Here is a 16,672-nt window from a genome sequence, read left to right as displayed (position 1 = left end):
AATCCGAGTGCCAGCAAATATGCAATACAATCCTGGAGGCCATAGAGACATGACAGCCCAAACCATGGAATTCAAGACGGAAGTTCAGCAACTGCTCGACCTGATGATCCACTCCCTCTACTCCCACAAGGAGATCTTCCTGCGGGAGCTCATATCCAACGCTTCCGACGCCATCGACAAGGTGCGCTATCTTTCCCTGACCAACAGCGGTCTGCTGGAGGGCGAGGGCGACGGCAAGATCAAAATTGCCATCGACAAGGATGCCGCCACCATCACCATCAGCGATAACGGCATCGGCATGAACCGTGACGATGTCATCAAGTCCCTGGGCACCATCGCCCACTCCGGCACCAAGGAGTTCATCCAGGCCCTCAAGAGCGAAGAGGTGCAGAATAATCCTGAGCTGATCGGCCAGTTCGGCGTCGGCTTCTACTCCACCTTTATGGTGGCCTCCAAAGTCACCGTGCGCACCCGCAAGGCCGGTGAGCCCGCTGAAAGTGGCGTGGTCTGGGAGTCTGCCGCCGATGGTTCCTATACCATCGATGCCTGCACCAAGGAAAACAAGGGGACGGAAATTACCCTGGTGATGAAGGATGACGAGAAGGAGTTCCTGGACCAGTGGACTCTGCGCGGTATCGTGCGCCGCTACTCCGACTATATCGAATATCCCATCGTCATGGATGTGGAGAAGACCGAAGGCGAGGGCGACGACGCGAAAAAGGTCATCAGCGAGGAGACCCTCAACTCCCAGAAAGCCATCTGGCTCAAGGACAAGTCCGACGTCAGCGCCGAAGAGTACAACGAGTTCTACAAGCATATCGCCCACGATTTCACCGACCCGGCCAAGGTCATCCACTACCGTGCCGAAGGCACCAGCGAGTTTTCGGCTCTGCTCTACCTGCCCTCGCGTGCGCCCTTTGACCTCTTCTACAAAGAGTTCAAAATCGGCCCCACCCTCTATGTGCGCCGCGTGCAGATCATGGAGCACTGCGAAGACCTGGTTCCTCTCTACCTGCGCTTTGTCAAAGGCGTTGTGGACTCCTCCGACCTGCCCCTCAACGTCTCCCGTGAAATCCTGCAGAAAAACCGCCAGGTGGAACAGATGCGCAAGACCATCACCAAGAAGGTGCTGGACACACTGGGTGAAATGAAGCGCGACGAAAACGACGCCTATCTCGGCTTCTATGGGGAGTTCGGCAAGGTGCTCAAGGAGGGCATCCACTACGATCCCACCCGCAAGGACACCATCGCCGACCTGCTGCTCTTCGAGTCCACCCACACCGAAGTGGGCAAGCTGACCGACCTGCAGTCCTACATTGGCCACATGCCCGCCGAGCAGGAGCACATCTACTACATCACCGGCGCCAGCCGCCGCGAACTGGAGGGTTCACCCTACCTGGAGGCCTTCAAGGAAAAGGGCTACGAAGTGCTTTTCATGCTGGATGAAATCGACGACTTCATCGTCAGCAGCCTGCACACGTACCAGGAAAAGGAATTCAAGTCCGCCGTCAAGGGCGACATTACCCTGGATAAAGAGAACGAAGAGAAGAAAAAAGAGGCCCAGGAGAAGCACAAAGACCTGCTGGAGCTGATCAAAAACGAACTGGGCGAAAGCGTCAAGGAAGTGCGCCTCTCCGGTCGCCTCAAGGACTCTCCCTGCTGCCTCGTGGCCGGGGAAGCCGACATGGACCCCCAGATGGAAAAGATCCTCAAGTCCATGGGCCAGGAAGTACCTTCCGGCAGCCGCATCCTGGAACTGAATCCCGACCACCTGCTCTTCAGCGCCATGAATGGCCTGTACGAAAAGGACAAGGACAGCGGCACCCTGAAGGAGTACGCCCGCCTGCTCTACGACCAGGCCCTTATCCTGGAAGGCTCCAAACCCACCGACCCCGCCGCTTACGCCCGTTCCGTCGCGCGCATTATGGCCGAGAATGCCATGCGCTGAGCCGGTATTTCAGCACACGACACCTTTACGACAAAAGCCCTCCATGCGGAGGGCTTTTTGATTTTCCAGAAGACCCTTCAGGTCACCTGTTTTTCAAAGTTATAGGTCATGATAACGCGATTGATGTGATATTCCGCCTCTTCGGATTTATCGATGAACTCAAAGCCGGTGGCCAGCAGGCTGTCGTTGATGTCGCGCTTGCTCCAGCGGCTCAGAACGCGTAGAGGGACGTGAATTTTCTCCCACTCCCGCGCTTCAGCGGGAAACTTCACATACACATCAAAGTAGTGACCCTGGGGCAGGGGCTCCTCGTGGACGAGCATGAACCCCTTGTCGGTCAGGTCGACAATGCGCCCCAGCAGCCGATGGGACCCCTGTGTATAGACGGGGAAGTAGTAGATAAGATTGCGGCGGGTTGCCTTGCGGCTGTCTCTTCCCATGGGGGCTCCTTGCATGGCACCTGAAAACATCCATCTGCGGGGAAGTACGCTGCACTCCCCTGGTGCCGGGATGTTCTGTGTGAGTATTTTCAGCTGTGGTGTATTTCCGGGCTTGTGGGCGGCGGGTTCAGCGCACCCGTGGTATGCGCACTTCGTGCTTGTTGATGCTGATCCAGTGGTTCCAGCTTTCCAGCTGGTGAGACTCCTGGATCTGCGCGCTGCCACTGCGGACGCCTTTGAGGTTGCGAATGGACGCCTCCAGACCGCGCTGATAGTCCTGGCGGAAGTGGTGGGGCAGGTCACGGTGGGCTTTCTCCAGAACACGGTCTTCAACCAGCAGGGCCTGCTCCAGGGCCCGTTCCCGCAGGGCAAGGACCTGTTCAATCTCCGTGGGAGACAGCTCGCCACGGGCGCTGGTGCGGGAGGTCATCAGCATATGCGCCTGCCCGTTGGCCTCCAGGGAGTTCAGGAAATGGATGATGTTGCTTTTGTCCTCGTCACTCCATGAGGAGAAGCTGGCGGAATAGAAAGCCAGTGCCAGCAGGAGAATGCCGAATATCACAGTGGTGGCGATAATATGTTTGCGGCGGTTATTGTCAAACATGTGGTTTCCCCTTTGTTGATAGGTGCAGTATAGGTGTCACCCGTGCGGGAAAAATTGACCCTGGTCAATTTTTCCGCTGCGCCTGCTGTGGTATGCACAGGGAGTGTGTGCTGAGAAGTTCAATATGTCCCATTCCTACAGGAGAACGCTGTTTTGAACACATTGTACCGTTTTTTCTTTCGTATTTCAAAACCTATTCATAAGTATCTCGGACTCGTCCTGTGTTTGTATTTTCTGGCCATGGGAGCCAGCGGCCTTCTGCTGAACAATCCCGGCTGGATTCGCTCCATGTCCGTTTCGTGGAACCTGACCCCTGTCAACTATGAGTACCAGAACTGGAACCGCATGCTGGTGCGCCAGGGATTTATTGACTCCGACGACACCTGGTTTGTGGCGGGCAAAGCCGGAGTGCTGCGCGGTGACGACGGCGTGTTCACCGCACTGGAACAGGGTTTTCCCCGTGCACTGTACGAACGGGACACCTCGGCCCTGCTGCCCCTGGATGGCGGCCTGCTGGCGGCAACCCGTGGCGGACTCTATGCCTTTGATCGCTCGCAGCAGTCCTGGCGACAGCTGGAACTGCCAGGAGCTGGCCGCTCCCCCCACGTGGTGGACGTGGTACGGGCTGGCCAGCAGATCGTCGCCTTCACCGCCCGTCAGGTGTTTGTGGCAGAGGCCGATGAACTCTCTTTCCGACCCGTGGAGCTGACCGTCGCCGATGAAAACTTCCGTGGACGGGTTCCCCTGTTCCGGATACTGCACGACATCCACAACGGCACCATCATCGGCCTGCCCGGCAAACTGCTGGTGGATGTGGTCGGACTGGCCCTGGTATTCCTGAGCATCAGCTGCCTGGTGATCTGGTATGTGCCGCGCCGCAACCGCTGGTTTGCCCGCTGGCGCAGAAACCCCGGCACCTTCTTCCGCTTCAACTGGCGCTACCACCTGAAAGTGGGCGTATACGCCGTGGCCTTCCTGGCCGTGCTGGCCATCAGTGGCGCCCTCCTGCGTCCGCCCCTGCTCATTGCCATTGCCCCCTATTCCATGGAACGGGAGCACCCCCTGCTGAGCTTTTCCGAACGCTCCCACGGCCTGGGCGGCAAGATACAGCGCGCCCTTTACTCCACCTGGGACAACAGCATTCTGCTGGCCACGGAAAGCGGCTTCTGGCGTGGGCCAGCTGATTTTTCCGCGCCCTTTCGTCCCGCCTCAGTGCCGATTTCCATCCATGGCATGGGAGCGACCGTGCTGGAAGAGATGGAGCCGGGACTCTTCCTGGTCGGCTCATTTTCCGGCCTCTTCGTGTGGGAGGAACTCTCGCAGCGAGTCTGGCGCCTGCCAAGGCCCGGGCTGCGTGGCGGCAACCCCTTCATGAGCAACGACCTGGTCAGTGGCGTGATCCTGCAGGAAGGGTATCCCCGCTTCCGCCTGGACTACCACGACGGCATGCTGCCCCTCAGCGCCCAGCGTGCCGATATTCCACCCGCCATGCCCCGCGAGATAGCCCGCAACACCCCCCTCTCCCTGTGGCACTACCTCTTCGAGTTCCATAACGGGCGTATCTTTGAAAAGTGGCTGGGCACAAGCTACATGCTGGTGGTTCCCATCGGAGGCATACTGCTGCTGATCATCGGGCTCAGTGGCCTGTACGACTGGTGGTATCGCCGCCGGAAGGCAAAGCAGAAAAAGCGCATGGAAAGCGCACAGACAGAGGAATAGGTTTCTGGAAAAGCGGCTTTGCTGGAACGTCAGCAGGCCGTTTTTTTTGTCTGTGGAAAGAGGGAATTTACCGCGAATGGACACCAATAGACGCGAATTTTGAGAGAGAGAAAGGCAATTCCTCACGCCAAGTTCGCAAAGGCACCAAGGAAAGGCAGTGGGGAGGGAGGAGCAGCCGGATTTACCGCGAATGGACACGAATTAACGCGAATATGGGAGAGAAGCGACTTGTAACCACGGATGGGCACGGATAAACACAGATGCGCAAAGACAACGAGGCAAAAAACGTAACTGCAGAAGAAGAAAGGCATATTGTCCGCAGATTTCGCAGATGAACGCAGATAGCGGCAAATACCAAACAGCTTGCAGAAATACCTCAAGCTACGCAGGCAACACCGCAGATGAAGGCTTTTCAGCAGCCTGCAAAAGGCAATTCCTCACGCCAAGTTCGCAAAGGCACCAAGGAAAGGCAGTGGGGAGGGAGGAGCAGCCGGATTTACCGCGAATGGACACGAATTAACGCGAATATGGGAGAGAAGCGACTTGTAACCACGGATGGGCACGGATAAACACAGATGCGCAAAGACAACGAGGCAAAAAACGTAACTGCAGAAGAAGAAAGGCATATTGTCCGCAGATTTCGCAGATGAACGCAGATAGCGGCAAATACCAAACAGCTTGCAGAAATACCTCAAGCTACGCAGGCAACACCGCAGATGAGGGTTTTTCAGCAGCCTGCAAAAGGCAACTTCTCACGCCAAGCTCGCAAAGGCACCAAGGAAAGGCAGTTGGGAGGAGCAGCCGGATTTACCGCGAATGGACACGAATATACGCGAATATACGCAAATCCAGAAGAGTGAAGCAATTCTCTCGCCCGTTTGCTACGCTCACCGGGGTCGCAAAGCCCGCCAAGGAAGGCAAGGGGCGCACAGCGCAAAGTGGGTGTCCTTTAGTTCGGCAGCGACTGGGCAAGTCGACCGCCGCAACGTTATTCACGATGAAGGTGGCAAAAACCACCAAGGCGACGAATCCGAGTACCGTGTTGTGTACCCGATGAAGAGAGCGAAACGCTTCCAAACGATCGATCGAAGAGTCTCCGCTCATTCGAACTCAGTGTATGTTGGTACAAGCGTCATCCTTGGCCACCTAACGCCCATATTCACGTGCCAGCGTAGCTGGTCACGTGCAATTGATGGTTAGCTGTTCAACTCCTCGTCCAGAAGAAATTTACGTAACAACATTTCTTCCCTCATGACGTGAACAATGAAAACCACACCCTTGTCTTGACGGTAAAATATTCGACATGGCCTGACAGAAATTTCACGATATATCGAGCCTGGAATCTCGGGGGGGACATGTCCCGAATCCGGAAACTGCCCAAGCCGATCCACGGTTGAAAATATTTTCTTAACAAGCCCTGCGGCAGCTTCCGGCTTATCCAACGCGATGTAATCTGCGATTTCTTCCAGTTGATCCAGTGCGGGATCCGTCCATACTATTTCAGCCACTTTTGCATCCGCTCTTTGGCCTTTTCATGGGAGGTCGTTCTGCCCTCCAGAATGGCCCTTTCTCCCTTGGACAATCCTTCCAGCAGCGCCAGCCTGCGCTGCATGAATTCGTAATCCTGAACATCGACCAGGTAAGCGGATGGCTGGCCGTGTTCTGTGATCAGGACCGCTTCCTTGCTCTCATGCAGATCAGCAAGAATTTTTGTCGCTTGACGCTTTAGATTGGTTACAAGCTCAACTTTCATGGGCTACCTCCTTCAAAGTGCCACTACAGTATCACTTTTGTCGGTTTATGACTACTCTTGCAAGACACGGAGGTCAATCTTGACAGCTAACGGGGCGCGAGTTGAGCGACACCCCCGCACCGAGCCCGCGCTTTTAGCGCGGTGCGAAGGAAGTGGGGCGAAGCCGCTGCGCGCCGAGGACAGAGCGTTCAGCAACTCGCGAAGCTCAGCGGCGCCGAAAAGGCGCTAGCCTTTTTGGCGTCCGATGGAGCGACTGGTTATGTGTCTTTGCCATTTCTCTCCTCCAAATGCCTCCTTAACTGCTCCACGTCTATAGCCGGCCGCGTGCGATGGATGATGGCATGGCAGTTAGGGCAGATCGGAACGAGGTCTTTGATTGGATTCAGAATGTACTCTCGCCCGATCTCCGAGAGCGGGACCACATGATGGACATGAATGTACTTTTCCCCGATTGAACCGTAGAACGCCGCAAAGTCGAACTTGCATACGGCACACTCATAGCCGTGATGCTTTATGCATTTGGCTCGCGCCTCGGCGTTCCGCTCGTAGGTGTTAACGGCAATGACCTTCGACGCTCCTTCGATGAACTGCTCAGGCGACTCGACCTCTTCGGGAAGAAGGCTTCCCAACAGGCCATCGGACGCGTACCACTTCCCAGCAACCTTCTTGAGAGACTTTTCTGTAAGTTTCGGCTCGAATCCTTCGATCTTGGCTGGGCCGGTGCCATCCTCACCCTTGTTCGCGTCCGAGTACTTCATCGGGAAGGTCATCAACTTATAACCTTCCTCTTCGACGAGTCTTATGTGTTCTCTGGCCTGTTCATATGCCGGCTGCTTCCGTCCTTTACGGCCAACCTCCCAGTCTTCACTGAGGATTAGGGACGTGTTGCCATCGGTGTTCCTGTCCCAAGCGCCAAAGATGACCACCTTTTTCTTTTCGTTAACGAACGACCAGCTCCACGTCCAATTCCGACAGGTAGCGCCCAGGGATTCGATAAACTGCTTTCTATTCATTGGCAGACACTTCGCTTCCACACATAACGCCCGCGTAATAGGCGCGAGCTTGCGAGCGTCCTAATTGACGCGCTTGTTAAGTACACTTTAGAACTGAACCTGAATGTCTTTTTCTTGGCCATTTCGAATTACTTTTAAAACCGAATGTTCTTGAGAGGGCGGGACACTTCCCATTAACTGCATAGCGTGATTCGTATTCTTGACTGTTGCGCCATCTACAGCAACAAGTACATCACCTGCAAGAACATTGGAGTAAAAAGCCGGACTATCTTCTATAACGACATTTATAAGAACGCCAGTATTTCGTTCGTACTGGGTTCTTTGTGCTGGAGTTAGATCGTTAAACTGCACCCCAAACTTATACTTTTGGTTTGACTTAACAAAATATACTGCGCTTTGATCATAGCGACGCTGATGCGAAGTTATTGGAACAGCCTTAGTGCCATAAGTCGTAGATGTGCCGCTGTATGTGCCTGTCGTAGTGCTATTGCCCAGGTAGCCACTATTGGCACTGTTATATGAGGTATTGCCGTAGACTGAACCCGAATGATATGTGGTCTTATTGTCGGGTAATAATAATGTTGAAGTTGTTGTTTGGGTGTTTGTGTATTGAGAGCTTACAAGCACAATAGTTGCACCAACTCTCTTGGCCTGTGCCGCTGCGTTTTTCGTATCTTCGTAACCACCATTAAAAGAAGAGTAGCCTACAGGTATGTACTTCTTTGAACGGAGAATGAGAATATCTCGGTCAAAATTATCGGTGCCAAAAACCTGTGGCTCTTCACTTTCTGATATAAGCTCCACATCAGGCAGTGTTCTAGCATCTACGTATGGATTATAGAATTGCTTGTATCCACTTTGAGCACACCCAGCCAAAGTAATAGCGGCTACCAATAAAATTAGGATTCTCATCGATTTCTCCTTGTGTACTTAACTATATTTAGGCGTCAAAAGTGACGCTATGCACTTTCTCAAAAACCGTACAAAATGACGGATAAAAATGCCCGCCTGACTGTGCATCCTGTAACTCTTTCATGAAAATATGCTTTCCTGTCAGGCTTTTATCCGGGCCAGTATTTCCGTCAAATCCACAATTGGAAAGACCGTCTTCCTGATGCGTTGCATTGCCGCGCCAGTTGCTTCAGTCTGTATGATATCAGAATAAATGTTACAGGAATACCATTGACCTCCATGGAATTGACAGATGCGTGATTTTATTCCTGGAGCAGCTCGTTTAAACGCTCTGCGTTCAGATCGGCTCATGTACCCCAATCCGCTCCGCAGTTAATCCTCCTGCCTTTCCTTAGTGCCTTTGCGAGCTTGGCGAGAGGTATGTCTTTCTCTCTTTTTCCGTGCCTTCCGTGTTTTCCGATGGAGGGTAACAGCCAGCTGAAACCACGGATGAACACGAATAAACGCGAATCCAGAAGAGTGAAGCAAATCTCTCGCCCGTTCGCTACGCTCACCGGGGTTGCAAAGCCCGCCAAGGAAGGCAAGGGGCGCACAGCGCAAAGTGGGTGTCCTTTAGTTCGGGGTGTCCTTTAGTTCGGCAGCGACTGGGCAAGTCGACCGCCGCAACGTTATTCACGATGAAGGTGGCAAAAACCACCAAGGCGACGAATCCGAGTACCGTGTTGTGTACCCGATGAAGAGAGCGAAACGCTTCCAAACGATCGATCGAAGAGTCTCCGCTCATTCGAACTCAGTGTATGTTGGTACAAGCGTCATCCTTGGCCACCTAACGCACATATTCACGTGCCAGCGTAGCTGGTCACGTGCAATTGATGGTTAGCTGTTCAACTCCTCGTCCAGAAGAAATTTACGTAACAACATTTCTTCCCTCATGACGTGAACAATGAAAACCACACCCTTGTCTTGACGGTAAAATATTCGACATGGCCTGACAGAAATTTCACGATATATCGAGCCTGGAATCTCGGGGGGGACATGTCCCGAATCCGGAAACTGCCCAAGCCGATCCACGGTTGAAAATATTTTCTTAACAAGCCCTGCGGCAGCTTCCGGCTTATCCAACGCGATGTAATCTGCGATTTCTTCCAGTTGATCCAGTGCGGGATCCGTCCATACTATTTCAGCCACTTTTGCATCCGCTCTTTGGCCTTTTCATGGGAGGTCGTTCTGCCCTCCAGAATGGCCCTTTCTCCCTTGGACAATCCTTCCAGCAGCGCCAGCCTGCGCTGCATGAATTCGTAATCCTGAACATCGACCAGGTAAGCGGATGGCTGGCCGTGTTCTGTGATCAGGACCGCTTCCTTGCTCTCATGCAGATCAGCAAGAATTCTTGTCGCTTGACGCTTTAGATTGGTTACAAGCTCAACTTTCATGGGCTACCTCCTTCAAAGTGCCACTACAGTATCACTTTTGTCGGTTTATGACTACTCTTGCAAGACACGGAGGTCAATCTTGACAGCTAACGCCCAAATCAGCCGCGCGTATTTTGCGTCGGCTGCATTTGCTTGTTCAAGACACGGAGGTCAATCTTGACAGCTAACGCCCAAATCAGCCGCGCGTATTTTGCGTCGGCTGCATTTGCTTGTTGGACGAAGCCGCTACGCGGCAGACAAATACCGATCGAACCCATTTCACCACGATGAACCACTTGTAATCTCACCGTATTCGGTAATGGTAGCAGCGGAGCGTCTACCGCTCTCTATACAAGTACCGAGGAGATTACAATGAACACCACCATGCCGCAAGATCCGAGTTTCAACAAACTGTACCAGAAGCACCTCAAATGTCTCAAGCTAGGGGGCCTGCAACCTAAAACTATTGATGCCTATGCTCGTGCGCTCCGGCGCATTGGTCACTATTTCGATGGCAACGTTTGTGATCTTTCATCCGATCAATTACTTGATTATTTCACCGAGCTTCTGGATACGCACTCCTGGAGTGCGGTCAAGCTCGATCTCTACGGACTGAAATTCTTCTATTCCGAGGTGTTACGCAAGCCTTGGGAGAATATCCTCCTGATTAAGCCCCCAAAAGCTTCCAGAATCCCTGATATTCTGTCAGTGGAGCAGGCCGGACGGTTATTCGCCGCAACCAGCACTTTGAGCTATAAGGTCTTCTTTTTCACCTGCTACAGCATGGGCTTGCGCCTTGGTGAAGGTATCCGCCTTACGGTAGATGATATTGATACAGGCAATATGCGGGTGCATATTCGCGATGCCAAAGGGAACAAGGATCGCTTGGTGCCGCTGCCCGATAAGACGTTGCAGGTCTTGCGAGAGTTCTGGGCGGTGCATCGGCATCCTTGCTTTCTTTTCCCCAGCAGGAAAAGGGGCCTGAAGAATGCCCACCTGGTTGATCTGCCTCTGGATAGGGGAGGTATCCAGTCTGCTATGCAAAGCGTGGTTCGGCATCTTGGTCTGAGAAGAATATCATGCTATTCCCTGCGCCACAGTTATGCCACCCATATGCTGGAAGCTGGAGTAGATCTGCTTGAGCTGCAGCAGATTCTTGGCCATGTCAGCATTCTGACCACTGCCAGGTACACCCACCTGACTGCCACAACGGCCAATAATACAAGGGTGGTCGTCAACTCCATTGTGAACTCTTTCGACCTGACGTGGAGGGGGCGAAAATAATGTTGCTCTCCACAATCATCAAAGAGTTCAGGAAAAGCTTTCTGCGCACTTACCAGAAGAACCTCCTGCCAAGCCATATCAAGGCACTGGAGTCCATGGCTCGGTGCAGACAGGCACATGGACCGCACATGGTAGCTCACTGTTCGGATCACCAGTGTGCAAAGCATGTCTACATTCCCCATTCCTGTGGTCACAGGAACTGCCCCCACTGCCAGAACCACGAGAGCCAGCAGTGGCTGGAGAACCAGCTTGAAAAGCGGCTGCCATGTCAATACTTTCTAATCACCTTTACCCTGCCTGGGCAGTTGCGTGATATGGCATGGAAAAACCAGAGAGCCGTTTACACCCTGATGTTCACGGCCGTGCAGGATCTTCTGAAATCCTTTACCGGTAATGACAAAAAGCTCGGTGGATCACCTGGGTTTACCGCTATCCTTCACACCCACTCCAGAACCCTGGACTACCATCCCCATATCCACGTAATCATGCCTGGAGCAAGCATCAACCTGAAGACCAGAATGTGGAAGGAAAAGTCCGGGAAGTATCTGTTTAGCCACAAGGCGCTGGCCAGGGTGTTTCGAGCCAAGTTGCTTCAAAGTTTCGTCGAAAACACACTGCCAGTTCCGTATGATTGCCCGAAACAGTGGGTGGTTGACTGCAAGGATGCAGGTAATGGCGAAAAGGCACTGATCTATCTTGGTCGCTACCTGTATCGAGGTGTTATCAGAGAACAAGACATCCTGTACTGCAAGGACGGCATGGTCACCTTCCAGTATCGCCACGCCAAAAGCGCAGAAAATCGCACCAGAACCGTCACGGGCGAGTACTTTCTCTATCTGCTCATGCTCCATGTACTCCCCCGAGGATTCCGGCGAGCAAGATCGTATGGGTTTCTCCATGCCTGCAGTAAAAAGCTGATCCGCCTGCTGCAAGTGGTACTGCGAGTAAAACCATGGCGCTTGCTTATGCGCGACAGAAAACCACGGCCATCTATCGTTTGTCCCGTTTGCGGAGCAGCTATGGGAATCATTGCAACAAGAGTTTCACGGCCACGAGTCCTTCCGGCCATACTGTACCAGCCAGCACAGCCGGAGGCTCTGTCCATGTAAGCCGCAACACAACCATTATTGTGAAATTGACTTGCGGCGCGAGCCGCTATAGGAGAGTTGCGCCTGAAAAACGCCTGAAACAGCCGTTAATGAGCAATGAAGTTGCAAATCTGCAAGGCCTGACACCTCTTCCGCATCGCAACGGCTCGAAAACCTGATTAAACAACCATGAGATCAAAAAAGCTATTTTCTATAACCGGGCCCGTCCAACAAACGGTTCAGATCGTGGCTCGCTTTGCGAGCACAATCTAACCTTATCCGTTAGATTAAATTTCTTCAAGCATTAATTGCATTTTATATGTTTTCAATGTTATACGTTTTGTTGTTAACGTTGCATTAATTAAAGATTCATCTATTTCACTTGCTATAATCACTCCATTTATTTCTTTTTCTGGATACTTTTTGCTTAACAATCCAAGATACATTGATATTTGCCCAAATACTTTAAAATCAGCTACTCCGGCTTTTAGTTCAGTCACTAACAATTTGTCTTCACTTTTATGCTCAAGTAAAAGATCTATTCTTTTACCTTCGATATTATACTCAATCCCCTCTTTATTCTGCCCAAATATTCTATATGATGGAAATAATTGCTCTGCTTGTAGTATTAATGAGCTTTGTAAATCTCTTTCATATGTAAAGTTTATTCCATTTAGATTATTTTCTTTTAATGCTTGATTGGTTTCTTTCATTAACTCAATATCATCTGAATCAATTTTATTAATTTCTTTGCCAATATTCTTTTTTTCTAAAAACCGAACGTATGTTGCTATTGCGTTACGAACTGTACCATTTCCATAATTACCAAAATCAGAATATTTCCCACCAATTCCATATTCTACAGCGATTCCCTTTATTTTCAATAAATCAGTAGACGTATATAAATCATAATATTCTTTTGTCATTTCAGAATGATGCCGACTTATTTTATCAATCGATTGAGCATATTGATATGCTGTATTTTGTGATTTATTTTCGAAGCGTACCATCCAGTTTGTAAACTCAGTTTTCATTATCATCCTCTCTTTTTTTCTTCCCAATCCATTCCTGAAAAATCTGCTTCTTCCTGTATCTTACATTCCAATTACTATATTTTTTTTGCATTATTTTGACAGAAATATTCTTCTCTTTCTGAAAAAAATCTTATCTTTACTTTTTCTGAACTATTTCTTCCTTTTGACAAACTAATCTATTCTCTATTTATCTTTGCGTAACCAAATCTTCTAATCATGACAAATAAGGAACTTGACCTGTTCTTCTTTCTGAAATATTTGTTCTCTTCCTGTCAAACCATTCATATTTATTTCTTCTTTTCGAATAAACTTTTCTCCATTTGACAAGCAAATTCTTTCTTCATGAAATATTGCTTTTCTTCTTGAAAAACTAATTCTTTTTTAATGATTTTCTTAATTTCCGCACGTGAAGCGATAAAGCCAACACTTTAGCTACTTGAGAATATTTTCTATTTGATCAATCATTTCATCAGCAACAAGAACTTTTACGCCATTAATCATCCCCACTAAAGGATTAGCACCTCCATAATCATTTCCTTGAAGAATATATGGAATATTTTTTTCTTTTAGTGCTACACACCACATTTCTGCTTCTATTCTTGTGTTAAAGCGAGCAATCTCTTTCATATTCTATCTCCCTATTATTTCTCCGCGCGCGCAGCGCCAATCTAACTATATTTAGGCGTCAAAAGTGACGCTATGCACTTTTTCGAAAACCGTACAAAGTGACGGATAAAAATTCCCGCCAGACTGCGCGCCCTGTAACTCTTTCATAAACCGTGCTTTACTGTCAGGTTTTTATCCGGGCCAGTTTCTCCGTCAAATCCACAATTGGAAAAACCGTACTGCTGAAGCTCTGCATTGCCACGCCAGTTGATTCAGTCCGTATGGTATCAGAATAAATGTTACAGGAATACCATTAACTTCCATGGAATTGACAGATGCGTGATTCTATACTTGGAGCGTCTCATTTAAACGCTCTGCGTTCAGATCGGTTTTATGTGCCAGAATTATTGACGGGTCCGACCCGTAGCTAGTCTTCCTGCCTTTCCTTGGCGACTTTGCGACTTGGCGAGAGGTATGTCTTTCTCTCTTTTTCCGTGCCTTCGCTCTCCTGCATTCATCTGCGTGAATCTGCGTTCATCTGTGGTAAGCCCTCTTACAGGCTGTTTATTCTAGAAGTTATTCGCGTCCATTTGCGTTCATTCGCGGTAAAAAACATCTGCGGTTTTATCCTCTTGCCTTTTCTTGGCGGCTTAAGGAGCTGGCGTTCCACAGCAAATTTATATCAGCCGGGCCAAACTCTGCTTCCTCACAAACCCTCCCCCGACCAACGCTCCCTGAATCCCGCCACCAATTTATCCATCAACACCCGAAATCAGTTCCGTCCCCTCACTCAAAATCTCCACGTAGGCATGGTAGATAAACTTCCGGTTTCTCTTTCCGGTTCCCCGTTGGCGCAAGATGCCGAGATCTTCGCAGGTGGCGATCAAGGCATTGGCCTTGGTGTAACTGACACCGACCATGCGGGCGACGTCATTGACCATGACCACAGGCTGGCGCATCAAACCACGCAGCAGGGTGAGACCATAAGATCCTTCTCCATGAGCCACCAGACGATCCGAATCCTCCCTTTCGAGAAGCTGAATCCTTTTGGTCGTCTGCAACACCATCAGGGAGACGTCACGAATTCCTTCGAGGAAAAAACGGATCCAGGCCTCGAAGTTACCTTCCACCCTGACCTGGGTCAGGCGATCGTAATATTCCTGTTGATGGGTCTTCAGATAGGCGCTCAGATAGAGCATCGGCTCATCGAGAATCCCCTTCCAGACCAGATAAAGTGTAATCAGCAGACGCCCTACCCGGCCATTGCCGTCGTTGAACGGGTGGATGGTTTCAAACTGGTAATGGAGCAAGCCACAGCGGATCAGCGGCGGCAGGGCGTCGTCCTCGTGCAGGTACCGCTCGAAAGCCGCCAGCGCATCGTGCATGGCCTCGACGGGCGGCGGAACAAATCGGGCGTTGGCGGGGCTGGTCCCACCGATCCAGTTCTGCATGCGGCGGAATTCCCCTGGGGTCAGATTGGGGTTTCCTCCCCGCACCTGCTGCATCAGCACCCCGTGAATTTCCCGGATCAAGCGCAGCGACATGGGGAAATCATCCTCCTGGAGTCGTTTCAATCCATGGCGCATGGCCTTGACATAATTGATGACTTCGCCTACGTCCGCAGTCGGAACATGGTCTTCATCCGCACCCAGTACGTCAACCAGCGACGATTGCGTTCCCTCGATCTGGGAACTGAGCAGTGCTTCTTTCTGTATAAACATCCCGACCAGCAGATCGGGATTGGGCAGAACCGTGACAACGACATTCAGCGCCCCCAAGGCGCGATCCGCTTCGGAAAGCAACAGAGCAAGATCACCTTCCAGGCTGATCTGCGGAACCGGCGGGAGAGGGGCGGGGAAAAAAGCCGTGTAACCAACGGGCATTTTTTTAAATTGGCCACTGCGCATGGCTTTGCCTTTCTTATCTCGCGACTGCGATTTATGGAAGCCTTCCAAGAGGTTATATCATTTTTTTTGAAATAAGAAAGGAAAGTCGCACTCCATATCTCTCAGGCGCGAGATATGGAGTGCGTCGAGGCGGCCATAGCGCGCACAACAACACAAGGATGCCGTGATCAAAACCCCTCGACGCGTGAAGGGTTGCTTCAATGCCGTTTTTTTCCAGTTGCTGCGCTATTGTTCGCGCCAGAAGCGGTTCACCGGCGGCAGGGTATTCAACCTGGTAGGATTCGGCCGGAAACCCGTAGTAATCGTAGATCAACTCCGGTCGGCTTGCTGCCGTGAGGGTTATATCCCCTCTGCGGCTTTATCCTCCTGCCTTTCCCTGGCGGCTTTGCGCCTTGGCGAGGGGCATGTTTTTCTCTCTTTTCCGTACCCCCGCTCCCCTGTATTCATCTGCGTGAATCTGCGTTCATCTGTGGTAAGCCCTCTTACTGGCTGCTCATACTGGAAGTTATTCGCGTCCATTTGCGTTCATTCGGTGCGCCAGGCTAAGTCTGGCCAATCTCGTAAGCTGAAAGGAGCTTACCATAGTAATTGTCTGTTTGACTATGTAGCAGCCGGGCGTGCATCGGAGTAATCTTCTGTACGAAGCCCCGTAACTGCGAAGGTGCGAGCCGCAACGCAAGTGAACTCGATTCGGCCTCGTTAACGCTAATTGAGAGTGGCCATCCTGCCGAATGAGGTGAAGCCTATAATCGTTGCAGAAGCAACAGACAAGTGCATGCATCGGACTCTCCGGGGTGGTTGGAGGCAGCGCGTACCGACAGATTGGTCAGGAACCTGGGAGGCCCATATTGCTGTGGCTTCGAGCCAAAAGGGTGCATGGGAATGCATAACCATGTTTTCCTGTAATGTGGGAGTCGGAGAGGCCCATAGTAGTGCTGAAACCGGGTAATGC

At 51.2% G+C, this 16,672-nt stretch carries 16 protein-coding genes; 4 read left to right on the top strand and 12 right to left on the bottom strand.

The window, feature by feature from the left end:
* Nucleotides 1–49: 49 nt before the first annotated feature.
* A complete protein-coding gene (htpG, locus tag SELIN_RS12335; RefSeq protein ID WP_013506974.1) occupies nucleotides 50–1,948 on the top strand; it encodes a molecular chaperone HtpG in 1,899 nt (632 codons plus the stop codon).
* Between the two features lie 77 nt (nucleotides 1,949–2,025).
* Here the strand turns inward: htpG and SELIN_RS12330 are convergent, their stop codons facing one another.
* Together SELIN_RS12330 and SELIN_RS12325 are read right to left on the bottom strand one after the other, a co-directional pair.
* Nucleotides 2,026–2,388 (bottom strand): PilZ domain-containing protein, encoded by a 363-nt coding sequence (locus tag SELIN_RS12330; RefSeq protein WP_013506973.1) that lies wholly within the window; start codon nucleotides 2,386–2,388, stop codon nucleotides 2,026–2,028.
* Between the two features lie 127 nt (nucleotides 2,389–2,515).
* Nucleotides 2,516–2,992 (bottom strand): hypothetical protein, encoded by a 477-nt coding sequence (locus tag SELIN_RS12325; RefSeq protein WP_013506972.1) that lies wholly within the window; start codon nucleotides 2,990–2,992, stop codon nucleotides 2,516–2,518.
* Between the two features lie 153 nt (nucleotides 2,993–3,145).
* Here SELIN_RS12325 and SELIN_RS12320 point away from each other — a divergent pair, with 153 nt between their 5' ends.
* Nucleotides 3,146–4,711, top strand: a complete 1,566-nt coding sequence (locus tag SELIN_RS12320; RefSeq protein WP_013506971.1) for a PepSY-associated TM helix domain-containing protein — start codon at nucleotides 3,146–3,148, stop codon at nucleotides 4,709–4,711.
* Between the two features lie 1,196 nt (nucleotides 4,712–5,907).
* Here SELIN_RS12320 and SELIN_RS12310 read toward each other — a convergent pair.
* The 6 genes from SELIN_RS12310 to SELIN_RS12290 form a co-directional block, all read right to left on the bottom strand.
* A complete protein-coding gene (locus tag SELIN_RS12310) occupies nucleotides 5,908–6,219 on the bottom strand; it encodes a type II toxin-antitoxin system RelE/ParE family toxin (RefSeq protein ID WP_013506792.1) in 312 nt (103 codons plus the stop codon).
* Nucleotides 6,207–6,464, bottom strand: coding sequence for a type II toxin-antitoxin system Phd/YefM family antitoxin (locus tag SELIN_RS12305; protein ID WP_013506793.1), 258 nt, complete (start codon nucleotides 6,462–6,464; stop codon nucleotides 6,207–6,209). The genes SELIN_RS12310 and SELIN_RS12305 overlap by 13 nt, the downstream gene beginning before the upstream one ends.
* A gap of 257 nt (nucleotides 6,465–6,721) precedes the next feature.
* A complete protein-coding gene (locus SELIN_RS12300) occupies nucleotides 6,722–7,477 on the bottom strand; it encodes an HNH endonuclease (protein WP_013506970.1) in 756 nt (251 codons plus the stop codon).
* 87 nt (nucleotides 7,478–7,564) lie between these two features.
* Complete coding sequence (locus tag SELIN_RS12295) at nucleotides 7,565–8,389, bottom strand: PDZ domain-containing protein (RefSeq protein WP_013506969.1); 825 nt, start codon at nucleotides 8,387–8,389, stop codon at nucleotides 7,565–7,567.
* Between the two features lie 876 nt (nucleotides 8,390–9,265).
* Nucleotides 9,266–9,577: a type II toxin-antitoxin system RelE/ParE family toxin gene (locus SELIN_RS14920; RefSeq protein ID WP_013506792.1), complete on the bottom strand. Its 312-nt coding sequence runs from the start codon at nucleotides 9,575–9,577 to the stop codon at nucleotides 9,266–9,268.
* Complete coding sequence (locus tag SELIN_RS12290; protein ID WP_013506968.1) at nucleotides 9,565–9,822, bottom strand: type II toxin-antitoxin system Phd/YefM family antitoxin; 258 nt, start codon at nucleotides 9,820–9,822, stop codon at nucleotides 9,565–9,567. The genes SELIN_RS14920 and SELIN_RS12290 overlap by 13 nt, the downstream gene beginning before the upstream one ends.
* Before the next feature lie 351 nt (nucleotides 9,823–10,173).
* Between SELIN_RS12290 and SELIN_RS12285 the strand changes: the two genes are divergently transcribed.
* Together SELIN_RS12285 and SELIN_RS12280 are read left to right on the top strand one after the other, a co-directional pair.
* Nucleotides 10,174–11,085: a tyrosine-type recombinase/integrase gene (locus SELIN_RS12285; RefSeq protein WP_013506967.1), complete on the top strand. Its 912-nt coding sequence runs from the start codon at nucleotides 10,174–10,176 to the stop codon at nucleotides 11,083–11,085.
* Nucleotides 11,085–12,194 carry an IS91 family transposase gene (locus SELIN_RS12280; RefSeq protein ID WP_013506966.1) on the top strand — a complete coding sequence of 370 codons (1,110 nt, stop codon included), beginning with the start codon at nucleotides 11,085–11,087 and terminating at the stop codon, nucleotides 12,192–12,194. The genes SELIN_RS12285 and SELIN_RS12280 overlap by 1 nt, the downstream gene beginning before the upstream one ends.
* Before the next feature lie 266 nt (nucleotides 12,195–12,460).
* Here the strand turns inward: SELIN_RS12280 and SELIN_RS12275 are convergent, their stop codons facing one another.
* The 4 genes from SELIN_RS12275 to SELIN_RS15575 all read right to left on the bottom strand — a co-directional run bounded on the left by SELIN_RS12275 (nucleotide 12,461) and on the right by SELIN_RS15575 (nucleotide 16,063).
* Complete coding sequence (locus SELIN_RS12275; RefSeq protein WP_013506965.1) at nucleotides 12,461–13,207, bottom strand: endonuclease NucS domain-containing protein; 747 nt, start codon at nucleotides 13,205–13,207, stop codon at nucleotides 12,461–12,463.
* Between the two features lie 432 nt (nucleotides 13,208–13,639).
* Nucleotides 13,640–13,834: a putative signal transducing protein gene (locus SELIN_RS12270; protein ID WP_013506964.1), complete on the bottom strand. Its 195-nt coding sequence runs from the start codon at nucleotides 13,832–13,834 to the stop codon at nucleotides 13,640–13,642.
* A gap of 731 nt (nucleotides 13,835–14,565) precedes the next feature.
* The gene (locus tag SELIN_RS12265) at nucleotides 14,566–15,768 is read right to left on the bottom strand and encodes a Fic family protein (RefSeq protein WP_041726115.1); all 1,203 of its coding nucleotides are present in this window, start codon (nucleotides 15,766–15,768) and stop codon (nucleotides 14,566–14,568) included.
* A gap of 4 nt (nucleotides 15,769–15,772) precedes the next feature.
* Nucleotides 15,773–16,063 carry a DODA-type extradiol aromatic ring-opening family dioxygenase gene (locus SELIN_RS15575; protein ID WP_083806049.1) on the bottom strand — a complete coding sequence of 97 codons (291 nt, stop codon included), beginning with the start codon at nucleotides 16,061–16,063 and terminating at the stop codon, nucleotides 15,773–15,775.
* Between the last annotated feature and the right edge of the window lie 609 nt (nucleotides 16,064–16,672).

The organism is Desulfurispirillum indicum S5 (assembly GCF_000177635.2).
Taxonomy (GTDB): Bacteria; Chrysiogenota; Chrysiogenetes; order Chrysiogenales; family Chrysiogenaceae; genus Desulfurispirillum; species Desulfurispirillum indicum.
Note: the sequence above shows the minus strand (reverse complement) of the source record. Positions and strands in the feature narration are given on the sequence as shown.

Coding starts and splice junctions, on each gene's coding strand:
- htpG (WP_013506974.1), top strand. CDS start 50: ATGACAGCCCAAACCATGGAATTCAAGACGGAAGTTCAGCAACTGCTC.
- SELIN_RS12285 (WP_013506967.1), top strand. CDS start 10,174: ATGAACACCACCATGCCGCAAGATCCGAGTTTCAACAAACTGTACCAG.
- SELIN_RS12270 (WP_013506964.1), bottom strand. CDS start 13,834: ATGAAAGAGATTGCTCGCTTTAACACAAGAATAGAAGCAGAAATGTGG.
- SELIN_RS12295 (WP_013506969.1), bottom strand. CDS start 8,389: ATGAGAATCCTAATTTTATTGGTAGCCGCTATTACTTTGGCTGGGTGT.
- SELIN_RS12275 (WP_013506965.1), bottom strand. CDS start 13,207: ATGAAAACTGAGTTTACAAACTGGATGGTACGCTTCGAAAATAAATCA.
- SELIN_RS12325 (WP_013506972.1), bottom strand. CDS start 2,992: ATGTTTGACAATAACCGCCGCAAACATATTATCGCCACCACTGTGATA.
- SELIN_RS12305 (WP_013506793.1), bottom strand. CDS start 6,464: ATGAAAGTTGAGCTTGTAACCAATCTAAAGCGTCAAGCGACAAAAATT.
- SELIN_RS12280 (WP_013506966.1), top strand. CDS start 11,085: ATGTTGCTCTCCACAATCATCAAAGAGTTCAGGAAAAGCTTTCTGCGC.
- SELIN_RS12300 (WP_013506970.1), bottom strand. CDS start 7,477: ATGAATAGAAAGCAGTTTATCGAATCCCTGGGCGCTACCTGTCGGAAT.
- SELIN_RS12330 (WP_013506973.1), bottom strand. CDS start 2,388: ATGGGAAGAGACAGCCGCAAGGCAACCCGCCGCAATCTTATCTACTAC.
- SELIN_RS12290 (WP_013506968.1), bottom strand. CDS start 9,822: ATGAAAGTTGAGCTTGTAACCAATCTAAAGCGTCAAGCGACAAGAATT.